Here is an 18,490-nt window from a genome sequence, read left to right as displayed (position 1 = left end):
TATCACGGGACGGAGGTAGTTAACTCGGCTTGACTTCCTCCGTCCCGGTTTTCGACTCCTGTTGCCGCCCAAAATTGCCCCAGACACCTTTTCGACGTGGCCGTATGTGGCCGCGGATTCCTCACCAGCTTATCGCCACACCTTCGGTTGCGCCGTGTCCCGTGCGTTTGTCCAGTTCGGCATTCGCTGCATCGGCCTTGCGCATGATCACCCTCCCTTCCGCCTGTAGGGAGGCATCGAGGCCACTGCAGGAAACGTCGTGGCGATGCTTCCGCATCAATGCAACCAGCTCTCGTGCCTCGTCGCGGGCTATCTGCGCATGCTCTCCTTCGTGGTGGCGTATCGCCCGATCGAACGCACGCCACTTGGCCATCAAGGCTGCAGACGTACCGGGTGGCGGCGTCCACGTCGGCAAGGTGGTCGTAATGATCACCACCACCTTCGGATCGACCAGATAGCAGCGACCTTCGACGGACTCTGTGTCGAAACCCCATTTCAGCTGCGGTGAGGTGTAGCCCCAGTAACGGCCATGCTCATCCAGGTAACCCTTCGCGTTCATCTGCGCAACCAGCTCGGATTCGCTTCGACCCTCGATCACGTAGTAGCGGACATCCTCCATGATGACCGGGGCCGGAATGGTTGGCGGCGGCAGTGGCGGTGTGACGAACATACGCATGCTTCCAAGGTATCGATGTCCAGATCTCCAAGCACATAGCGTTCCAACGCTTGCTGCCGCGCCCTGCGAGCGCGCCGGCACTGTCCGCGGACAAAAAACACTGTCCGTACGGACTTGGATCCGAGGCCAGCGTGAGCCGGATCGACCGATCACGACCGGCCCTAAACGAAAAGTGTCAGTGACTTCATCGTAGCTGGCCCGCCGGGGAGTGATGTGCTGATTGCGCCATTTGTCTGTAGAGCACTACGGCCACAAATCCGGCGCTCGTGGGGCGAGCGCGCCTCCCCTGCAAACCGGTCAGGGTGCGGTGGACCGGGTTTGACGGGCATCTCTGTTCCCCGTGATTTACAAGCAGCCATTGATCCGCTTTCCATCAACAGGTCGGCCCGTCGCGGACAGGACTTGACTCCCTCCGTCCTGGTTTCCCGCCCATCCTGGTCAACGATCGAAGCTGTGTCGCCTGCGATGCCATCGATCGCCAGGTTTTCTTGCATACTTGCCACTCAACGGAACGACGTAACGCGAAAGGAGGGATGTCATGGCTACCACGGACAAAGCGCTCTGGCGATCTGTACGCAAGGAAGAGTTTCCCGACGGCACGGTGATCGGGGACGATCCTGCTCCGGGCGTGCTCTATCCCGATTTCTATGCACGGACACTGCCTAATGGATCGATGCGGCAGGCGGACGTGGTGCTGTATCGCGACAGGCTCGGGCAAGAGTGGGTGAAATCTGCCGGCGGCACGTCGCTGTTTGACGTGAAAGGTGTATTCAAGGGCAAGAGCTGGCTGTCCTTCGAAATTCCCGAGGGCACGGTCGTCCCGGCATCGCTGGTCGTCCGCGAGACCGGCTACAACCAGCGCTTCAAGGCCAATCATTACCAGATTGAATGCGCGGCCAAATCCATGCCTATCGACGCGTTCAAGGGCGCGCTGGACAATCTGGCGCGCAACGCCATCGCCCGCTCGGTAGAGCGCGCCTGATTCCGTATTCCACCGATGAGTGAAAGCCATGGCTGATATTGACGGTCAAACCCTGCTGATGGCGGTGCAGGCGGTGCAGGCGCAGATCCATTCCCTGGAGGCGCAGATCGACCAGGCGGGCGAGGACGATGATGTCAGTGACCAGGAGGATCTCCTGATGGGCTACATGCGAGCCGCCGACACCCTGCGCGTTGCCTATGAAGCCGAAGAGCTGACCAGCAGCAACCTTCCACCGTACGACAGGCTGGTTCCTTCGCAGGGGTAAGGCGACGAAGCGCCGCCAGCGCGGTCGGATTTATCGACGATAAAAGGGGACGGAGGCAATTATCACAACTTAATTGCCCCCATCCCCATATTTGCCGTCCCTGACACCTTTTCCTGATCTGAAGGTAGCCCAATATGGCAAATATATATCTTCATCCATTCACTCAAGCCACGCACTATGTCGGCTTCGGTGCGCGAGCTCGAATGAGCCTGCCATCCTGGGTTTCATTACGTGGCATTTCCCCTACGCTAGGGAGGGCCACGTACTATTACCTGGGGGAAATGGGCGACACGTCAGATACGTTTTCGGGATGCATGGAAGCCACCGACAAAATCTACGTGCTGGGGCACGGCACTGCCGGTTCGGACGAGATCACGACTGGAACGGCAGAACCCGGGAGATGCAGTGTTGAAGATCTGGTGTTTATCTTCATTCAACATCAACTGCCAGCAGGATCGAGAGCTCACATACGAATTCACGCCTGCCATAGTGGGAGCGGGACAGCGATAAGACAATGTTTTGCGCAGAGGTTATCCAGGGAGCTGGGAGAAGCCGGATTTATAAATGTAACCGTGCGTGGCTACACCCAAGCTGTCGGGCCCTATTTTATTTCGCGACTGGGCGAACACGGACGCGTCAACCCGACAGCAAATGAATATATCAACGGCATCATTCATCCATAAATAATGGTGTCTGGCGCCAGGTACAAATTGAACACAGCAAAGGGGACTGAGGAAGCCAAACGCCTGTTGGGCTCGAGTCAGAAAAATGGCATCAGCGACAATTTACAGACCGCGCAATCAAAAAGGGGGCGGAGGCAGTTTTCGGGCTTAATTACCTCCGTCCCCTTATTCCCTTATTCTGGATCAGTCTTGCGTACGCACCCAGTCGATGACCGGGTATGGGCCCTGCCCCATGAACAGCTCCAGCACTTCCTGATAGGTCGAAAGTCCATTCTCGCTGTTCGTGAACAGCAGCATGCTTTCGCCGGTATCCGGTGAGAACATGAACAATGCCTTGAATCCCGGGTTGTCACCCCAGTGCCAGATGAGCTTCCTGCCGTTCACGACCTGGATGCCGACGCCAAGTCCCCAGCTGATGTACGGGTCCGCTGTGCTGGGAGCGGACTGATCGTCGGCATTGCTCGATGCGGTGAACATCATGTTGCGTGTCGACGGCTGGAGACCTTCACCCAGGTACAGACCCCTGTGGATGAAGTTGTGATAATCGCGCGCACTGGTCACCAGGGTGAAAGCCGTGTTCGCCGTCGCGAAGATCCGTTGCTGTCGAGGCGTGCCGTCCTTCCCGTGTCCGCGGGCGGTGAATGCGTCGCGCGCGGGCGTGCTGACGAAGCTGCTGTGCGGCATGTCGAAGGGCGTGAATACCTCTCGCGTCGCAAGCTCGTTCCAGGCAACGCCAGTCAGATGTTCGATGGTCTTCTGCAGGAGGTAGAAGCCCTCGCCGGAATAGGAGAATCGCGTGCCAGGGGGAAACGCGCTTGCGATGGGCGTGCTGTCCAGCGCGGGGTTCGTGGGAGAAATCTGCCAGTTGGGCAGGCCTGACGTGTGATTGAGCACCATCCGGGCAGTGATCTTTTTGGCCAGTTCGTCATGCGCGATCCGCGGTGACTGCCAGTAGTTCCAGAGGGGGGTGTCAAGATCGATCTTGCCCTGGTCGACGAGCCGCAGCGTGATGTAGGCCCCGACGACCTTTGAAAGCGATGCAGCCTCGAAAACCGTGAGATCCGATACCTGCGCGCCTGAATCCGTGCGCATCACGCCGTACTCGATTTCTCCGGCGCTACCGTTTCCAGAATGAACCAACTGGGCGCCTGGTATCCCGTGTGCGCGCATCACGCTACCGAACTTTTCGACATTCTCGCGCAAGCGATCAGCATTGCCTGGAGCCGTGCTTCCTGAAGCCGGGATGTCATGTCTGCCCGCGTGGTTGCCATCCTCGGATCCGGCGGGGGTGCAGGCGGTTCCGAGAAGCGAGATGGCCATCGCCATGACGATGCTGCATGCGACTGTGTTCTTCATTTTCATCCCGAGAAATACAAATACCTTGAAGAGACTCGGTACGGGATGATGGTGTTACAGCGCGTTCCCAGCCGGTCCTGGCGCAGGATACGAGAATCCAAGGACGTGGCATTGAAAGCATCGAAAGAAAAATCGCCACATGCATTGAAATAAGGGTTTACCCCTATGCGGGCATGACGACACCTCTTGGCCTCGAGTTTCGAGTGCAGCACGCGGGTGAAAAATAAAGGAGGCAGGCTCGAATGGCACTTGCTTGAGGCGGCCCCGTCCAACCGTTCGCGCTGAGCCCTTCGACAAGCTCAGGACAGGCGTAGCCCGCGCAGCGGGCGGAGTCGAAGCGCAGCCAGGTGCGATCAGCCATTGCTGGCAGAAACGGGGTCGGGTCTTGAGGTTTCCCCACGTTTTCATGCCGGCACATGCCGTTGATCCAGCAGTTGTTGACTTGGGTGTCGTAGCTGATCGATGAGTTCGCTCAGGCGCGTACTTGACCATCGTCGCACCAACGCCTCGCGCCCCAATCGCATGACGGAGTAGAGGCGTCGTTTCGATCGAAACGGCGCAAGCCAGGCATCGATACCGCAGCTCTCGCAAGCCCTGCCCACGAGCCAACTGGCAAACGCGTCCATCGCGCTGAGCAGTAGCAGTACTTCGATACGCGTGCCTTTACGAGTGAGGCTGTCTTCGAAGCCCTGCCCGTAGCGATGAATGCCAAAAAAGGGACGGAGGCAATTATCCCTATTTAATTACCTCCGTCCCCTTTGTTCCCGTTCGGCGGAGTAATCTGGCAAGGTTGGCGTTCGGCGCTCCTTCCGTACCAGACTTGTCTAATTCCGCTTAGGGGAATGCCATGAAGCACGCAAGGGTTGTGTTCCTCACCGCCTGTCTTGCGCTCGCCGTTGGATCTGTCCGCGCCGGGATGCCGCCGATTCCGGGTACGCCTCCGGATCCGGCAGTGGCAGCGGCCCACGCGCCTGATCGCGCATCCATGCAGACCATGCAGATCCCCAGCCATGGGGAGCTGATGAACGCATTGGTGTACATCGCCGCGGGGGCGGGTCCCCATCCGGTGGTGATCCTGCTGCACGGGTTTCCCGGCAACGAGCGCAACCTCGATCTGGCGCAGGACATGCGACGCGCCGGTTGGGATGTCCTGTACTTCAATTACCGCGGTTCGTGGGGCACGCCGGGCGACTTCTCGTTCGCGCACAGCATCGAGGATACCGGAGCCGCGATCGCCTACCTGCGCCAGCCGGAGGTAGCCAGGTCGTTGCGACTGGATCCAAACCGCATCGTGCTGATCGGCCACAGCATGGGCGGCTTCATGACCGTCGAGGCCGCTGCGGCGGATCCCGCGATCAAAGCCTTCGCCACCATTTCGGCCGCCGACATGTCCGGGCGCATGCAAGCCATGCTGGCGATGGAAAAGCGCTCCGACGCGATCGCCGCCATGGCCCACGGACTGGCCGAAGAAGGCATGGCGCCGCTGGCGGGATGCACACCAGACGGGCTGGCCAAGGAGCTGGCGGACCATGCCATGAGCTGGCTGTTCCTGGACAAGGTGGATGCGCTGAAAAACCGCAACGCGCTGATCCTCACGGCCGACGACGGCCTCACCCGGGAGAACAACGCCTTCGCCGCTGCCTTGCGCAACGCCGGCGACACGCACGTGACCACCCGGTATTTCGCCACCGACCACGCCTATTCGGACAAGCGCATCGAGCTGTCACACGTGGTGCTGGCGTGGCTAAAGGGGCTGCCGAAATAAAACCGGGGTCAGAGTGAGATGGCCCGGCTTAGACGGACACCCTTGAACGGGGACAATTTGACGACGCCTGTTGCCGCCCCGAAATTGTCCCTGACACCTTTTCGGACTGAAAGTGGATCAGGTCACGTTCTAATAACCGGAGCGTTACGCGAGCATCCAACCCACGGCGGCCTGGCAGTGGAGTTCGGTTGTGTCGACGCGAGGGATGTCTGGCGCGTCCTCTGCGCGCAGCAGCATGCCGAACTCGGTGCAGCCGAGGATCACCGCCTGCGCGCCCGCGGTGTGCATCCGGCGCATGATCGTGATGAAACGTTCGCGCGATGCCGGTTCAATGCGCCCCTTCACCAGCTCATCGAAGATGATTTGGTGCAGCGCGTCTTGTTCTTCCGATGTCGGCACGCTGATGGACAGGCCGTGGCGTTCCAGCCGCTCGCGGTAGAACGGCTGGGCCATGGTGAAGCGGGTGCCGAGCAACGCGGCGCTGCGGTGGCCGTCGGCCAGCAAGGCGTGGGCGGTAATGTCGGCAAGGTGCAGCACCGGAACGCTGACGGCCGCCTCGACCGCAGGCGCCACCCGATGCATCGTGTTGGCGCAGATCAACAGGCCTTCGGCCCCGGCGTGTTCCAGCCGGCGCGCGGCACCTGCGAGGATGCGGCCGGCCGCATCCCAGTCATCGGCGTGTTGCAAGCGCGCGATCTCGGCAAACTCGACACTCCACAGCAACAACCTGGCCGAGTGCAGGCCGCCCAGGCGTGCGGCAACCAGCTCGTTGATGCGCTGATAGTAGTGCATGGTGGATTCCCAGCTCATGCCACCGATCAGCCCGATAGTTTTCATGCCGTGCAACACCCAATGGATTAGCTAAGGAAAGGGGACGTGGCTAATTAAACCAAATAAGGAGCTCGCTTTGCCAGACGACGACCGAATTTAATTAGCCACGCCCCCTTTAATTCGCCTTTAATTCGTCATTACATGCGATTGGGCAAATTCAGCGGATTGAATTTAACCATTCTTCCACGGGAAGCGGTGACAGGCTGCTTCTCCTGAAGAACCAAAAAGCCTTTGGGGCCGACAACCTCAACCATCTCATTGCCGCCGTATCCTTCAAACTGCGCCCTTAGCACCCCGTTGTTGGAGAATTTCTTGAGCACCTCCACCTTACCCGGCCCCGCCTTCACCTCGCCGTTATTCACGCCGCAAAAAGTGCCGTCGCCGTTGCTTATTACCCAGTGTCCATTCCAACCCGCAGTCCCGGTATTCTCGTTCCACATATGAACGACATATCCGGCTTCGACATCGGGCAAGACGCTGGCGTCAGTGAAGGGCGTGCTGGCGGGCCATACTTCAATGCCATCCCCGAAAAGATCGTCAAGCGACGCCTTCCCGGTAGGCGCCGCATTCTGCATAAACCACCGAAAAGACACCACTCCCGATTTGAGCAGCCACCCAAGCACGCCGCGATAGCACGTCTCGGCAGCCCCGGTCACTGCAAAAGTGCTTCTCGCCGCATTCAGATTTCCGGCGATCGCCGGCGGCAAACCTGTCGGCGCACCGAGCTTCGCCGTGTCGGAAACATCCTGAGCGGTAGCGTTCGGCAAAATCGCAAACATGGCAATCGCATCGCAAATACTCTGTTCACTTCTCATCCCCCAGGTATTCAGGCTCAGCGCCTTCCAGTTCGCATCAAGAGATGAAAGTGCGACCGCGACCTGCTGACCAACGAAGTTTTGCTTGGCCCAGAGATCAGAAAAGTAGACGCGTTGGCACAATAGCAATGCACGTAGCGCGTGCCGAGCATTTTTATTGGCATTGGTGTTCGGGTGAACCCCATTGGTACTCCCCAAGGCCAACTGCTGCGAGATAGTGGCCCGCAGCGCAACCCCAACAATGGTGTTGATGTGATCCCCGATTTTCGGTACTGCCAATGGGAACTTCGTGTTCAGATAACCAATAGTGTCATTCCAGCGCGTCAACTGATCTTTGTTCATGAAAAATAGCCCCCTACAAGTTGGGCAACAGAAAAGGGTCCAGGCTCATCAGCCCATACCCTTCACGATTCAAATTAACACTGCTTCAACCCCTGCGCTTTTGCACGCCCCGTCCTCGCCTCATGGCCCGCATCAGCATCCTCGCGCGAAACCGGGACGGAGGAAGTTAAATTCGAAAAACAGGGAAAAACAGGGGTCAGAGTCGACTTTCTACAATGACCGCTTCAAGAAAGTGCACTCTGCCCCCTGTTTTCCGTTTAGTTTCGCGGTCAGGATCAATTTGGCGGCTACTGTTTCCGCCAGAAATTGTCCCTGACACCTTTTCCCGCACCAGAAATTGTCCCTGACACCTTTTCCCAGCACCCAACTCGCCCCATCAGCCATGTTGAGCAGCGGCCAGTCGGATACCGCATCACTGCCGCGCTTCGGCATCTTTAGGCGTGGGCTGAGGATTCTTAGGTGCCCTTATAAGAAAACCTTACGCCACATTTCGCAGTAAGCCTCACAAGTTGCTCAATCGAGGTTTTGTAGTTTTTGTGCGCTTCGACGTACATCTCGCGGCACTTAACTGGCACAAAAAGTCGTTTCCATTCGGATGCTCAGAAAGAATGGTGTCAGGGATAATTTGAACACGCAATGTCGCCTAAAATTGTCCCCGACACCTTATTTACCATTTTAAAACAGTTATAGACCAAGCATGCTTTTAGCGGACTTGGCGGCCTTTGTGGGCTTGCCGCCAGATGATCGAATTAGGCCACGAATACTCCACTTCTCTTGTTTGGTTTTCTTTATATTGAGAAGTTGACCATTTACAGAGAGAGCCGACTGTATCAAGAAATTCTCGAGAAGATCTATCTGATAAATGGGTGCTTTTTTCCCAGTTGGTGACTCGAATAAAAAAATAACTAGAGACCCCCTAGAGTAATCTGCAAGGATTTCATTGCACTTTCCAAGCTTGTGCGAAGTAAAGCATTCTTGCCCAAAAGTCTTCGTAGCCTTGCCCACATACATCGGCGTGATCCCACCACCTGAGCGCATGGCAAAAATGTAGCATCCATTTTTACCCTTCAGACTCGGGTGGCTTGCGAAAAATTCGTTACCTTCTTCTACTCGAACTATTCGACCGACTTTCCCCTTATAAACTGGGACAGAATGCGGTCCAGATACAAGAAATTCGCTCATTGCCTTCCCCTTGTTATGTATCACGCAAAGATAAGTCAACCATGGTGTCGAATGGTGTCAGGAACAGTTTGACGATGCCTTTTGCCGCCCTGAAATTGTCCCTGACACCCTTTCCCCCGGCAGGGTCGATGCCGAGGTCAACTACGACCCGCCATGCCTCACGCCGTTTACCGTCACTACCGGCCCACGACAGTCAAGCAGCACTTCGCGCACATCATCGGGCAGATCGCTCAGCAGATTGGCGTACCTGGCGAGCACGTCGTTGCGCAGTTCGTCGCACGACAGCCTATTTTCGACGCCGCGCACTGCTGATGTGACCGCGATGACGAGCACCGGAAGCTCCTCGCCACCTACAAACATCGTCTCGAAACGTAAACTCACGTCGCTTTCTGAGTCACCGGTCGCCGATACCAGCGCGCCCGTCTCGAACAGCTTGTCCTCGATGCACCGAAGGACTTCGAGTGCCGATTCGTCTGCTGCCGCCTCGCTGAAATTCATGATTCCCCCGATACTCGAGACCTGCGCATTTTTCAAAAAAGACGAACAAAGGGACCGGAAATCGGGGTCGGCGAAACCGAGGTCAGAGTCGACTTTCCAGGGTCGGCCTCAAGGAAAGTGCACACTGACCCGAATGGCATTTACTTACGCACCGTCATCCCAGCGACAGCGGGGATCCAGTGTCTTTTACGCACCCGACAACCTTGAAGGCACTGGATTCCTGCCTTCGCAGGAATGACGATAAATGAGGATTTACGCTTTAAGTAAGTGCCATTCCATTCTGACCCCTGTTTTGAAAAGCAAAATGGTCAGATCCATTTAAAGCGTTTCAGCAGCAACTACACCCGCTTGTGCCGGCTTGACCGCTACCGACCGCAACATCTTGTTTGCAGACTTAGCAACCTTCTTGCGCGCCTCATCCGCCTTGTCGCCTTCCAGCACGTCGCGCTTGATGACCTCGTTGATCAGCACATCCTTGATCTGCGCTGAATCAATGCGCACGTTGGGAGATATGCGTCGCAGCTCCCGACGGATCACATCCAGCACGACGTCTGTCTGCAACATCGCGCCAATGAAGAACCGGGATAGCGCCTGCCTCTGCGTGTGGTATTCCCCAAGTACCGATCGCTGCCAACCCTCTTTGCACCAGAGATAGAGCAGTTCGATGTCGCCTTGGACGCGGGGGTTGAGCGCGCAGAAGTCGATTTCCAGTACAATCTCTTGATCAATCGGCTTGGCGAAGATCAAGTGGTACACGCGCCACGTTATGCCATTGCTGAGCAGTACCCAATCCACGCCCTGATTCGCCGCGTAATCGATAGCCTGCTTGACGTGTTGCTCCTTCAGATCAAGGCCGATGGCCTTGACCTCGATAAGGGTTTGGAGGTGCCCATCGATCTTGATCGCGAGGTCGCAGTACGTGCCGCGGATGGCATGCTCTGAGGTGACATCCGAATACTTGTCGTATCCGAATACGTCGGCCAGCATGTCCTTGATGATCGTGACGGTATCTGCTTCGCCAACGTCGCGAGCTTTCGCGGCGGCCAAGATAGGCTGATAGCGTTTAAGGCCAGCGACAAGACGCTCCGCGACTTTCTTCGGTATGGCTGCCATCCCAAGTCCCCCTTTGGTATTTGGCTCCGCCGACCATACAAGCATGATGTTCGTCACACAATGACCTGATGTTTGTGTGATCCGAGTTGAAAAAGCAAAAGGCCCACATTACTGCGGGCCTTTTTAGTTTCAGAGGTTCGGTGCACTCAAACCATCGGCAACTTCAACCCCTGCTCCTTCGCACACTCCACCGCAATCTCATACCCCGCATCCGCATGCCGCATCACGCCAGTCCCCGGATCGTTCCACAACACCCGCGCAATCCGCTTGTCCGCCTCAGCCGTGCCGTCACAGACGATCACGATCCCGGAATGCTGCGAGTACCCCATCCCCACCCCGCCGCCATGATGCAGCGAAACCCACGTCGCCCCACCAGCGACATTGAGCATAGCGTTGAGCAGCGGCCAGTCGGACACGGCGTCGCTGCCGTCCTTCATGGATTCGGTTTCGCGGTTGGGTGAAGCAACGCTGCCGGAGTCGAGGTGATCGCGCCCAATCACCACCGGCGCTTTCAGCTCGCCGTTGCGCACCATCTCGTTGAACGCCAGCCCCAGCTTGTCGCGCAGGCCCAGCCCCACCCAGCAGATACGCGCAGGCAACCCCTGGAAGCTGATGCGCTCTTTCGCCATGTCGAGCCAGTTGTGCAGGTGGGCGTCGTCGGGGATCAGCTCCTTCACTTTCTGGTCGGTCTTGTAGATGTCTTCCGGGTCGCCGGATAGCGCGACCCAGCGGAACGGGCCGATGCCGCGGCAGAACAGCGGGCGCACGTAGGCGGGCACGAAGCCGGGGAACGCGAACGCGTTTTCGCAGCCGACGTCCTGCGCCATCTGGCGGATGTTGTTGCCGTAGTCGAAGGTGGGGATGCCCAGCGCGTGGAACGCGAGCATCGCCTCCACGTGGGTTTTCATCGACAGCTTGGCGGCGCGCGAGGTGCCGACCGGGTCGGCCTTGCGGCGTTCGAACCACTGCTCCAGCGTCCAGCCCTGCGGCAGGTAGCCGTTGATCGGGTCGTGCGCGCTGGTCTGATCGGTGACGGCGTCGGGGCGCACGCCGCGGCGCACGAGTTCCGGCAGCACGTCGGCGGCGTTGCCGAGCAGCGCGATGGATTTCGCCTCGCCCGCCTTCGTGTATTTCTCGATGCGCGCCAGCGCGTCGTCAAGGCTGCTGGCCTGCTCGTCGACGTAGCGGGTCTTCAGGCGGAAGTCGATGCGGCTCTGCTGGCATTCGATGTTGAGGCTGCACATGCCAGCCAGCGAGGCGGCCAGCGGCTGCGCCGCGCCCATGCCGCCGAGGCCGGCGGTGAGCAGCCACTTGCCCTTGAGGTTGCCGGCGTAGTGCTGGCGGCCCATCTCGACGAAGGTCTCGTAGGTGCCCTGGATGATGCCCTGCGAGCCGATGTAGATCCACGAGCCGGCAGTCATCTGGCCGTACATCATCAGGCCTTTCCTATCGAGCTCGTTGAAGTGCTCCCAGGTGGCCCAGTGCGGCACCAGGTTGGAGTTGGCGATCAGCACGCGCGGTGCGTCGGCATGCGTGCGGAACACGCCGACCGGCTTGCCGGACTGCACCAGCAGGGTCTCGTCGTCCTCCAGTTCGCGCAACGCTTTCAGGATCGCGTCGAAGCACTCCCAGTTGCGCGCCGCCCGCCCGATGCCGCCGTACACCACCAGCTCGGCCGGGTTCTCCGCCACCTCCGGATCGAGGTTGTTCTGCAGCATGCGGAACGGCGCCTCGCTGAGCCAACTCTTGCAGGAAAGCTCGGTGCCGCGCGGTGCGCGAATGGTGCGGGTGGTGTCGATGCGGGTGGGTGCGTTCATCACGAAGGGCTCCGGTGAGTCAGACCATGAAGTATAGGTCAGCTGCCACGGCGACCCGGAGACCCGTTCAAGGCGCGCTCACCCGCGCGTCGATGCCGGCGTGCGCCTCGGCAAACGTGAGCAGCGGTTGCATGCGGTAATGGCGGTACGCGGCCACCGCATCGTGCGACCAGTGGCTGTCCGGCGGATCGGGAGCGTCGTGGGTGAACTCGCGGGCGGCCGGCAGCGGAGGTGGCGTGGGCTGTCGCGCCATCAGGATTTCTGCTGGTGGCTGATCAGCACATACGTCGAATGGGCGATCCACACGCCTTCGCCGACACCCAGCAGTACGATGGCCGCGATCAGCACGCCGCGTTGCTTCGAGTTCATGCATGCCGCCCCCAGGCCGCCCGAGCGACGACGATAGCACCGCACGGACGTGTCGGCGGAAGGGAATCGGCACATGCCATGTAACGAAGTGCCGCCACGGAGCGAAGACCTCACTGGCGAGGCACGAAACCCGGTGCCGTGAACCCCATTACATGCGGCCAGAGCGGCCAGGAGTCGAGCATGCACGATCCCGTTCCACCGGATTCACCCGCGCGCCGGATCGGCTCGTGGGCGCTGATCGCCGCCGCGGTTGGCGTCGCCGCGGTTTCCTTCGGCTATGTCGGCGGCTGGCTGGCGCCGCAGCGGCTCACCCCGGCGCGGCTGGTGAACCAGTTCCAGGACAACGCCGGCACGTTCGCCGGCTACCGCCGCAACCATGCGAAGGGCGTCTGCGTGACGGGTTATTTCGACAGCAATGGCCGGGCCCAGGCGTACTCCATGGCGCAGGTGTTCGCGCCCGGGCGCACGCCGGTGGTCGGCCGCTTCGCGATCCCCGGCAGCAACCCGTACGCGCCGGATTCCAGCGTGCCGATCCGCAGCATGGCGCTGCGCTTCACCCAGGCGAACGGGCAGCAATGGCGCACCGGAATGAACAGCATGCCGGTGTTCCCGGTCGCCACGCCGCAGGCGTTCTTCGCGCAACTGCAGGCGCAGCAGCCGGACCCGGCCACCGGCAAGCCGGACCCGGCGAAGGTGGCCGCGTTCTTCGCCGCGCATCCGGAAACGGCCGCGTTCCGCGCCTGGGCGAAGACGGCGAAGCCGTCCGCCAGCTTCGCGACCGAGAGCTACTGGGGCCTTAACGCGTTCGTGTTCGTCGACGCGAACGGCAAACGCCAGCCGGTGCGCTGGCGCATGGCGCCGGAAGCAGTCGACGCCGGCGCTGCGGTCAAGAGCGGCGACGCGGACTACCTGGCGGCGGACCTGGACGAACGCCTGGCGCACGGCCCGCTGCGCTGGCACCTGCAGGTGACGCTCGCGAACCCCGGCGACCCGACGAACGACGCGACGAAGACGTGGCCGGACGACCGCCGCACGATCGACGCCGGCACCCTGGTGCTGGAACGTGCCGAGCCGCAGGACAGCGGCCCCTGCCGCGACATCAACTACGACCCGCTGGTGCTGCCGGCCGGCATCGCCGCGTCCGACGACCCGCTGCTGCCCGCGCGCTCGGCCGCGTATGCAGACTCGTACCTGCGCCGCACCAGCGAGGAAGCCCACCTGCCCGGCAGCGCCACGCCCTCGGCGGAGACGAAACGATGAAGGCCGCCTCGAACACGTTCACGCTCGCCGCGCGCGTGCTGCACTGGCTGATGGCCGCCATGATCCTGGCGATGCTGTTCATCGGCGTCGGCATGGTGGCGTCCGTCTCCGAGCGGCACGCATGGCTGCTCGCGATCCACAAGCCGCTCGGCATCGCGATCCTGATCCTGGCCGTGGTGCGGCTGGCGGTGCGCCTGCGCCATCCGCCGCCGCCCTTGCCGGCGGACCTGCCTGCGCTGCAGAAACTGGCGGCGCTGGCGTCGCACTGGCTGCTGTATTTCCTGATGCTGGCGATGCCGCTGATCGGCTGGGCGATGCTGTCGGCCGGCGGCTATCCGGTGATGCTCGGCACGTCGCTGCGGCTGCCGCCGATCTTCCCGACCAGCCCGGTCGCGTTCGCCGTACTGCGCCACCTGCACACCGGGTTCGCAATGCTGCTGTTCCTGACGTTCCTGGCACACATGGCGGCGGCGCTGTATCACGGCCTGATCCGCCGCGACGGCGTGCTGTCGAGCATGCTCGGGCGGCGTTGATCCGGCACTGGCGACCCGGCGGCGTTCGCAGGATGCTGCGGCAGCGCGCAACGAACGAGGAGAACGCCGATGCCACGCCGAACCGGGTTGTTGCTGTTGCCGTTATGGATCGCCTGCGCGCCCGCCGCGTTCGCGGCCTCGCCGCCGCCCGCCGCGGACAAGCCGGCGTGCGAGGTCTGGCAGCGCGAGTTGTCGTTTGCGCGGAGCGTGCAGCGGCATGACGCGGCGGCATTCGCCGGGCACGTCATGGCGGACGCGATCTTCGACGCGAACACGCCGCAGCCGACGCGCGGACTGGCCGCGGTGCGGCAGCACTGGGCCGCGTTCATCGCGGGCAAGACGCAGCGGGTGGACTGGTACCCGCAGCAGGTCGTGGCGTCGGGCGACGGCACGCTGGCGTACTCCAGCGGCGCGTACCTGTTCGAGAACCTGGCGCCGGGCGCGAAGCCGCACTACGTGACCGGCCGGTTCGCGACGGTGTGGCGCCGCGCCGGCGACGGCGCCTGGCGCGTCGCGTTCGACGGCGGCGATGCCGGCAAGCCGGCGAGCGACGCGGATGTCGCCGCGTTCCATGCCGGCCGCCAGCCCGATTGCCCGGCCGCCGCAAGCATGAATTGATCCACGCGCAAGCCCCCGCCAGCCGCCGCCCGGCCCGGCCGTCGCGCCGATTGACCGCGCCACGGCGACGGCACAGACTTTCCGGCGGGGGCTCCGGAGTGACCATCACAAGTCGACTTCAGGAGGGTGTCATGCAAGCCAATGGACGAAAACAGCAGGGTGGCAGGAACCGGGCCATCGTCGCCGCCGTGATGCTCGCCATCGGAGGCGGCGCGCTGGCGGCGGACCATCCCATGACCAGCGATGCGCAACTGATCGCGAGCGCGATGCACGCGGCGCCGGCGCGCGTCGCGAAGGGTGCGACGATCGTGGCGATGGGCGCGGATGGCGCGATGCGCACGCTGCGCAAGGGCACGAACGGGTTCACCTGCATGCCGGACAACCCGTCGACGCCGGGGCCGGACCCGATGTGCATGGACCAGAACGCGATGGAGTGGATCAACGCGTACATGACGAAGAAAACGCCGCCCACCGGCAAGCTCGGCATGATGTACATGCTGGCCGGCGGCACGGACGCGAGCAACACGGACCCGTACGCGCAGAAACCGGACGGCGGCAATCACTGGATCAAGACCGGGCCGCATTTCATGATCGTCGGCGCGGACCCGGCGTTCTATGCGAACTACCCGAAAAGCGCGGACCCGGATACGAGCGCGCCGTACGTGATGTGGCCAGGTACGCCGTACGAACACCTGATGGCGCCGATCAGATAGTCGCCCGGATGCTCGAACGATGACTGCGCGGATCGATCGCGCGAATGATCCTGCGGGCTGGTCGTGAACGTTTCCGACCGGCCCGTTTTGTCCCCGGCATTGATGTCCGAAAACGGCGAGTCAGGCCGCTGCAACGGTGCTAGCCTGCAGCCATGAACGAACTGCCCACCCTGCCCGCCCCGCATGTCTGCGAACAGGCCCGACTCAGCCGCGACGCGCGCTTCGACGGGCTGTTCTTCACCGCGGTGAGCAGCACCGGCATCTACTGCCGTCCGGTATGCCCGGCGCCGACGCCGAAGCGCGAGAACGTGCGTTACTACGCGAACGCGGCCGCCGCGGAAGCGGCCGGATTCCGGCCGTGCCTGCGTTGCCGGCCGGAGCTGGCACCTGGCAACGAGCAGTGGCAGCGCGGCGATCATGTCGTGGCGCGCGCGTTGAAGCTGATCGAGGCCGGCGCGCTGGCGGAGCAATCGCTGGACGAACTGGCGCTGCGCGTCGGCATCGGCGCGCGTCAATTGCGCCGCCTGTTCGTCGAGCGCATCGGCGCGCCGCCGATCAGCGTGCACACGACGCGCCGGCTGCTGTTCGCGAAACAGTTGCTGACGGAGACCGCACTGCCGGTAACGGAAGTCGCGCTCGCGTCCGGCTTCCGCAGCCTGCGCCGGTTCAACGCGGCGTTTGCGCAGGCGAACCGCATTCCGCCGCGCGAACTGCGCCGGCACCCGCGCGCGGCGGCCGGTGCGGCGTTGGTGCTGCGGCTCGGCTACCGGCCGCCGTACGCGTTCGACGCGCTGCTCGCGTTCCTGCGCACGCGCGCGCTGCCCGGCGTGGAACAGGTCGACGCGCACAGCTACGCGCGCGTGTTCGGCCCGGCGAACGCGCCGGGCTGGCTGCGCCTGAGCGCGTGGCCGGGCGGCGAGCATGCGTTGCAGCTGCAACTGCATTGCCCGCAGCCGACGCGGCTGCTCGGCGTGGTGACGGCGCTGCGGCGGATGTTCGACCTGGACGCGAACCCGCAGGCGATCGCGGACACGTTCAGGCACGACGCCGTGCTCGGCCCGCTGGTCGCGCGCCACCCCGGCCTGCGCCTGCCCGGCGGCTGGGACGGTTTCGAGATCGCGGTGCGCGCGATCCTCGGCCAGCAGATCAGCGTGGCGGCGGCGCGCACGCTGGCGACGCGCATCGTGCAGCGCTGGGGCGAACCGCTGCCGGCCGCGCCGCTGCCGGGGCTGGAGCGGCTGTTCCCGACGCCGGCCGCGCTGGCGCAGGCGGACCTGCGCGAGATCGGCCTGACCGCGACGCGCGCCGCGACGATCAGCGGCATGGCGCAGGCGCTGCTGGACGGCCGCGTGGATTTCAGCGCGGAGCAATCGCTGGATGCGTTCGTGGCGCGCTGGGTCGCGCTGCCCGGCATCGGCGAATGGACGGCGCATTACATCGCGATGCGCGCGCTGGGCGACCCGGACGCGTTCCCGGCGGCGGACCTGATCCTGCGCCGCGAAGCGGCAGCGGACGCCGCGCCGCTCAGCACGAGAGCGCTGACCGAACGCGCGAACGCGTGGCGCCCGTGGCGCGCGTACGCGGTCATCCATCTGTGGCGCGGCGCATCGGAAGCGCCGGCGCCGGCACGCCGGAAAAAACCGGAGGCGATCGCATGACGAACCTGCCCGACACCATTTACTACGACGAGATGGACAGCCCGGTCGGCACGCTGCGCTTGGTCGCGGACAGTTGCGGCCTGCGCGAGATCCGCTTCGAGCGCGAACGCCATCCGAAGCAGGCGTATCCGCACTGGGTCCGCGCCGCCGCGCCGCTGAAGTTCGCGCGCGTGCAGCTGGAGGAATACTTCGCCGGCGAGCGCCAGCACTTCGAACTGCCGCTGCATCCCCTCGGCACGCCGTTCCAACTTGAGGTATGGCACGAGCTGGGGCGGATTCCGTATGGCGTCACGATCAGCTACGGCGAACTGGCCCGGCGCATCGACAAGCCGCTGGCGGTGCGCGCGGTCGGCGCCGCGAACGGGCGCAACCCGCTGCCGATCGTGGTGCCGTGCCATCGGGTGATCGGCGCAAACGGCAGCCTCACCGGCTTCGGCGGCGGCCTGCCGACGAAGCGCTACCTGCTGAGCCTGGAAGAGCGCATCGCACGCGGCGACTTGTTCGGCTGAGGCGCGGCGCTTGCCGCTGCTGCAGGGCAGACGCTGCCCGCCCTACGAAAACCGAAGTAGAGAATACCGATCAGCCGCCGCTCTGCTTCGGCGCCGGCAGCGCCTGCGGTACCACCCGCGGCAGGTCTGCCGCATCGCGCTCGCGGTCGAGCAGATCCTGTTGCCGGGCACGCTCGCGGTCGCGTTGCGCCTGGTCGGCCTGGTCGAGTTGCCGGCGGGCGCGCGCATCCTTCGCCGTCGGAAGCTTCGCGTTGTCCGACACGCGCTGGCGAAGCTGCTGCTGCAACTGGCTCTTCTGCAATTCGTCGCGCACCTGCTGCTGTTGCGCATCCTGCTGGAACCGCACGCTCGGCGGCACCGGCCGGATCACCGGCTGCGTGCCGGACTGCTGCCAGGCACAGGCGGCGCCCAGCGGGGCGAGCGCCAGCGCGCCTGTCAACAGCGCGCGTAACAGCGGGGAGTGCCAGGCGGGACGTGTAATGGTCATGACGGTGCGCGATCATGC

20 protein-coding genes are annotated in these 18,490 nt (G+C 62.5%); 10 read left to right on the top strand and 10 right to left on the bottom strand.

What is annotated here, in order from left to right; genetic code table 11:
- Window positions 1–121: 121 nt before the first annotated feature.
- Entirely contained in the window at window positions 122–676 is a 555-nt protein-coding gene (locus tag ABIE04_RS13025; protein WP_354550879.1) for a DUF922 domain-containing protein, read from the bottom strand.
- Between the two features lie 538 nt (window positions 677–1,214).
- Between ABIE04_RS13025 and ABIE04_RS13020 the strand changes: the two genes are divergently transcribed.
- The 3 genes from ABIE04_RS13020 to ABIE04_RS13010 all read left to right on the top strand — a co-directional run bounded on the left by ABIE04_RS13020 (window position 1,215) and on the right by ABIE04_RS13010 (window position 2,606).
- A complete protein-coding gene (locus tag ABIE04_RS13020; protein ID WP_354550875.1) occupies window positions 1,215–1,658 on the top strand; it encodes a hypothetical protein in 444 nt (147 codons plus the stop codon).
- A 28-nt stretch (window positions 1,659–1,686) separates the two neighbouring features.
- Window positions 1,687–1,923 (top strand): hypothetical protein, encoded by a 237-nt coding sequence (locus tag ABIE04_RS13015; protein ID WP_354550870.1) that lies wholly within the window; start codon window positions 1,687–1,689, stop codon window positions 1,921–1,923.
- Between the two features lie 314 nt (window positions 1,924–2,237).
- Window positions 2,238–2,606 carry a hypothetical protein gene (locus ABIE04_RS13010; protein ID WP_354550865.1) on the top strand — a complete coding sequence of 123 codons (369 nt, stop codon included), beginning with the start codon at window positions 2,238–2,240 and terminating at the stop codon, window positions 2,604–2,606.
- A gap of 183 nt (window positions 2,607–2,789) precedes the next feature.
- On the opposite strand, the gene ABIE04_RS13005 is transcribed toward ABIE04_RS13010, so the two are convergent.
- Window positions 2,790–3,962 carry a serine hydrolase domain-containing protein gene (locus ABIE04_RS13005; RefSeq protein ID WP_354550861.1) on the bottom strand — a complete coding sequence of 391 codons (1,173 nt, stop codon included), beginning with the start codon at window positions 3,960–3,962 and terminating at the stop codon, window positions 2,790–2,792.
- Between the two features lie 1,021 nt (window positions 3,963–4,983).
- On the opposite strand from ABIE04_RS13005, the gene ABIE04_RS12995 reads away from it, so the two are divergent.
- Entirely contained in the window at window positions 4,984–5,727 is a 744-nt protein-coding gene (locus ABIE04_RS12995) for an alpha/beta hydrolase (RefSeq protein WP_354550857.1), read from the top strand.
- A gap of 144 nt (window positions 5,728–5,871) precedes the next feature.
- Here ABIE04_RS12995 and ABIE04_RS12990 read toward each other — a convergent pair whose 3' ends face one another.
- From ABIE04_RS12990 to ABIE04_RS12960, 7 genes are all read right to left on the bottom strand, one after another.
- Complete coding sequence (locus tag ABIE04_RS12990) at window positions 5,872–6,564, bottom strand: aspartate/glutamate racemase family protein (RefSeq protein ID WP_354550852.1); 693 nt, start codon at window positions 6,562–6,564, stop codon at window positions 5,872–5,874.
- Between the two features lie 131 nt (window positions 6,565–6,695).
- A complete protein-coding gene (locus ABIE04_RS12985; protein WP_354550848.1) occupies window positions 6,696–7,715 on the bottom strand; it encodes a hypothetical protein in 1,020 nt (339 codons plus the stop codon).
- 684 nt (window positions 7,716–8,399) lie between these two features.
- Complete coding sequence (locus ABIE04_RS12980; protein ID WP_354550844.1) at window positions 8,400–8,897, bottom strand: hypothetical protein; 498 nt, start codon at window positions 8,895–8,897, stop codon at window positions 8,400–8,402.
- A 141-nt stretch (window positions 8,898–9,038) separates the two neighbouring features.
- Window positions 9,039–9,395 (bottom strand): hypothetical protein, encoded by a 357-nt coding sequence (locus tag ABIE04_RS12975; RefSeq protein ID WP_354550839.1) that lies wholly within the window; start codon window positions 9,393–9,395, stop codon window positions 9,039–9,041.
- A 318-nt stretch (window positions 9,396–9,713) separates the two neighbouring features.
- Window positions 9,714–10,508 carry a hypothetical protein gene (locus ABIE04_RS12970; RefSeq protein ID WP_354550835.1) on the bottom strand — a complete coding sequence of 265 codons (795 nt, stop codon included), beginning with the start codon at window positions 10,506–10,508 and terminating at the stop codon, window positions 9,714–9,716.
- 146 nt (window positions 10,509–10,654) lie between these two features.
- Complete coding sequence (gene hutU / locus ABIE04_RS12965) at window positions 10,655–12,325, bottom strand: urocanate hydratase (RefSeq protein WP_354550830.1); 1,671 nt, start codon at window positions 12,323–12,325, stop codon at window positions 10,655–10,657.
- 67 nt (window positions 12,326–12,392) lie between these two features.
- Window positions 12,393–12,578: a hypothetical protein gene (locus ABIE04_RS12960; RefSeq protein ID WP_354550826.1), complete on the bottom strand. Its 186-nt coding sequence runs from the start codon at window positions 12,576–12,578 to the stop codon at window positions 12,393–12,395.
- 296 nt (window positions 12,579–12,874) lie between these two features.
- Here ABIE04_RS12960 and ABIE04_RS12955 point away from each other — a divergent pair, with 296 nt between their 5' ends.
- From ABIE04_RS12955 to ABIE04_RS12930, 6 genes are all read left to right on the top strand, one after another.
- Window positions 12,875–13,954, top strand: coding sequence for a catalase family peroxidase (locus ABIE04_RS12955; protein WP_354550822.1), 1,080 nt, complete (start codon window positions 12,875–12,877; stop codon window positions 13,952–13,954).
- On the top strand, window positions 13,951–14,487 hold the full coding sequence (locus ABIE04_RS12950; protein WP_354550817.1) for a cytochrome b: 537 nt from the start codon (window positions 13,951–13,953) through the stop codon (window positions 14,485–14,487). Before ABIE04_RS12955 ends, ABIE04_RS12950 begins: the two co-directional genes overlap by 4 nt.
- 69 nt (window positions 14,488–14,556) lie before the next feature.
- Window positions 14,557–15,105, top strand: a complete 549-nt coding sequence (locus ABIE04_RS12945) for a YybH family protein (protein WP_354550813.1) — start codon at window positions 14,557–14,559, stop codon at window positions 15,103–15,105.
- Complete coding sequence (locus tag ABIE04_RS12940) at window positions 15,102–15,818, top strand: hypothetical protein (protein WP_354550808.1); 717 nt, start codon at window positions 15,102–15,104, stop codon at window positions 15,816–15,818. The genes ABIE04_RS12945 and ABIE04_RS12940 overlap by 4 nt, the downstream gene beginning before the upstream one ends.
- 152 nt (window positions 15,819–15,970) lie before the next feature.
- Window positions 15,971–17,476 (top strand): DNA-3-methyladenine glycosylase 2 family protein, encoded by a 1,506-nt coding sequence (locus ABIE04_RS12935; RefSeq protein ID WP_354550804.1) that lies wholly within the window; start codon window positions 15,971–15,973, stop codon window positions 17,474–17,476.
- Window positions 17,473–17,985, top strand: a complete 513-nt coding sequence (locus ABIE04_RS12930; RefSeq protein ID WP_354550800.1) for a methylated-DNA--[protein]-cysteine S-methyltransferase — start codon at window positions 17,473–17,475, stop codon at window positions 17,983–17,985. The genes ABIE04_RS12935 and ABIE04_RS12930 overlap by 4 nt, the downstream gene beginning before the upstream one ends.
- A 70-nt stretch (window positions 17,986–18,055) precedes the next feature.
- Here the strand turns inward: ABIE04_RS12930 and ABIE04_RS12925 are convergent, their stop codons facing one another.
- Complete coding sequence (locus ABIE04_RS12925) at window positions 18,056–18,472, bottom strand: hypothetical protein (RefSeq protein ID WP_354550797.1); 417 nt, start codon at window positions 18,470–18,472, stop codon at window positions 18,056–18,058.
- Window positions 18,473–18,490: the final 18 nt, after the last annotated feature.

Origin of the sequence: Rhodanobacter soli (genome assembly GCF_040548735.1) — a bacterium.
Lineage (GTDB): Bacteria > Pseudomonadota > Gammaproteobacteria > Xanthomonadales > Rhodanobacteraceae > Rhodanobacter > Rhodanobacter soli_A.
This window is presented reverse-complemented; position numbering and strand designations above follow the sequence as displayed.

What these genes read in the sequence shown, in the direction of transcription:
- ABIE04_RS13025 (WP_354550879.1), bottom strand. Translation starts at nt 676, where the DNA reads ATGCGTATGTTCGTCACACCGCCACTGCCGCCGCCAACCATTCCGGCC.
- ABIE04_RS13020 (WP_354550875.1), top strand. Translation starts at nt 1,215, where the DNA reads ATGGCTACCACGGACAAAGCGCTCTGGCGATCTGTACGCAAGGAAGAG.
- ABIE04_RS13015 (WP_354550870.1), top strand. Translation starts at nt 1,687, where the DNA reads ATGGCTGATATTGACGGTCAAACCCTGCTGATGGCGGTGCAGGCGGTG.
- ABIE04_RS13010 (WP_354550865.1), top strand. Translation starts at nt 2,238, where the DNA reads ATGGAAGCCACCGACAAAATCTACGTGCTGGGGCACGGCACTGCCGGT.
- ABIE04_RS13005 (WP_354550861.1), bottom strand. Translation starts at nt 3,962, where the DNA reads ATGAAGAACACAGTCGCATGCAGCATCGTCATGGCGATGGCCATCTCG.
- ABIE04_RS12995 (WP_354550857.1), top strand. Translation starts at nt 4,984, where the DNA reads ATGAACGCATTGGTGTACATCGCCGCGGGGGCGGGTCCCCATCCGGTG.
- ABIE04_RS12990 (WP_354550852.1), bottom strand. Translation starts at nt 6,564, where the DNA reads ATGAAAACTATCGGGCTGATCGGTGGCATGAGCTGGGAATCCACCATG.
- ABIE04_RS12985 (WP_354550848.1), bottom strand. Translation starts at nt 7,715, where the DNA reads ATGAACAAAGATCAGTTGACGCGCTGGAATGACACTATTGGTTATCTG.
- ABIE04_RS12980 (WP_354550844.1), bottom strand. Translation starts at nt 8,897, where the DNA reads ATGAGCGAATTTCTTGTATCTGGACCGCATTCTGTCCCAGTTTATAAG.
- ABIE04_RS12975 (WP_354550839.1), bottom strand. Translation starts at nt 9,395, where the DNA reads ATGAATTTCAGCGAGGCGGCAGCAGACGAATCGGCACTCGAAGTCCTT.
- ABIE04_RS12970 (WP_354550835.1), bottom strand. Translation starts at nt 10,508, where the DNA reads ATGGCAGCCATACCGAAGAAAGTCGCGGAGCGTCTTGTCGCTGGCCTT.
- hutU (WP_354550830.1), bottom strand. Translation starts at nt 12,325, where the DNA reads ATGAACGCACCCACCCGCATCGACACCACCCGCACCATTCGCGCACCG.
- ABIE04_RS12960 (WP_354550826.1), bottom strand. Translation starts at nt 12,578, where the DNA reads ATGGCGCGACAGCCCACGCCACCTCCGCTGCCGGCCGCCCGCGAGTTC.
- ABIE04_RS12955 (WP_354550822.1), top strand. Translation starts at nt 12,875, where the DNA reads ATGCACGATCCCGTTCCACCGGATTCACCCGCGCGCCGGATCGGCTCG.
- ABIE04_RS12950 (WP_354550817.1), top strand. Translation starts at nt 13,951, where the DNA reads ATGAAGGCCGCCTCGAACACGTTCACGCTCGCCGCGCGCGTGCTGCAC.
- ABIE04_RS12945 (WP_354550813.1), top strand. Translation starts at nt 14,557, where the DNA reads ATGCCACGCCGAACCGGGTTGTTGCTGTTGCCGTTATGGATCGCCTGC.
- ABIE04_RS12935 (WP_354550804.1), top strand. Translation starts at nt 15,971, where the DNA reads ATGAACGAACTGCCCACCCTGCCCGCCCCGCATGTCTGCGAACAGGCC.
- ABIE04_RS12930 (WP_354550800.1), top strand. Translation starts at nt 17,473, where the DNA reads ATGACGAACCTGCCCGACACCATTTACTACGACGAGATGGACAGCCCG.
- ABIE04_RS12925 (WP_354550797.1), bottom strand. Translation starts at nt 18,472, where the DNA reads ATGACCATTACACGTCCCGCCTGGCACTCCCCGCTGTTACGCGCGCTG.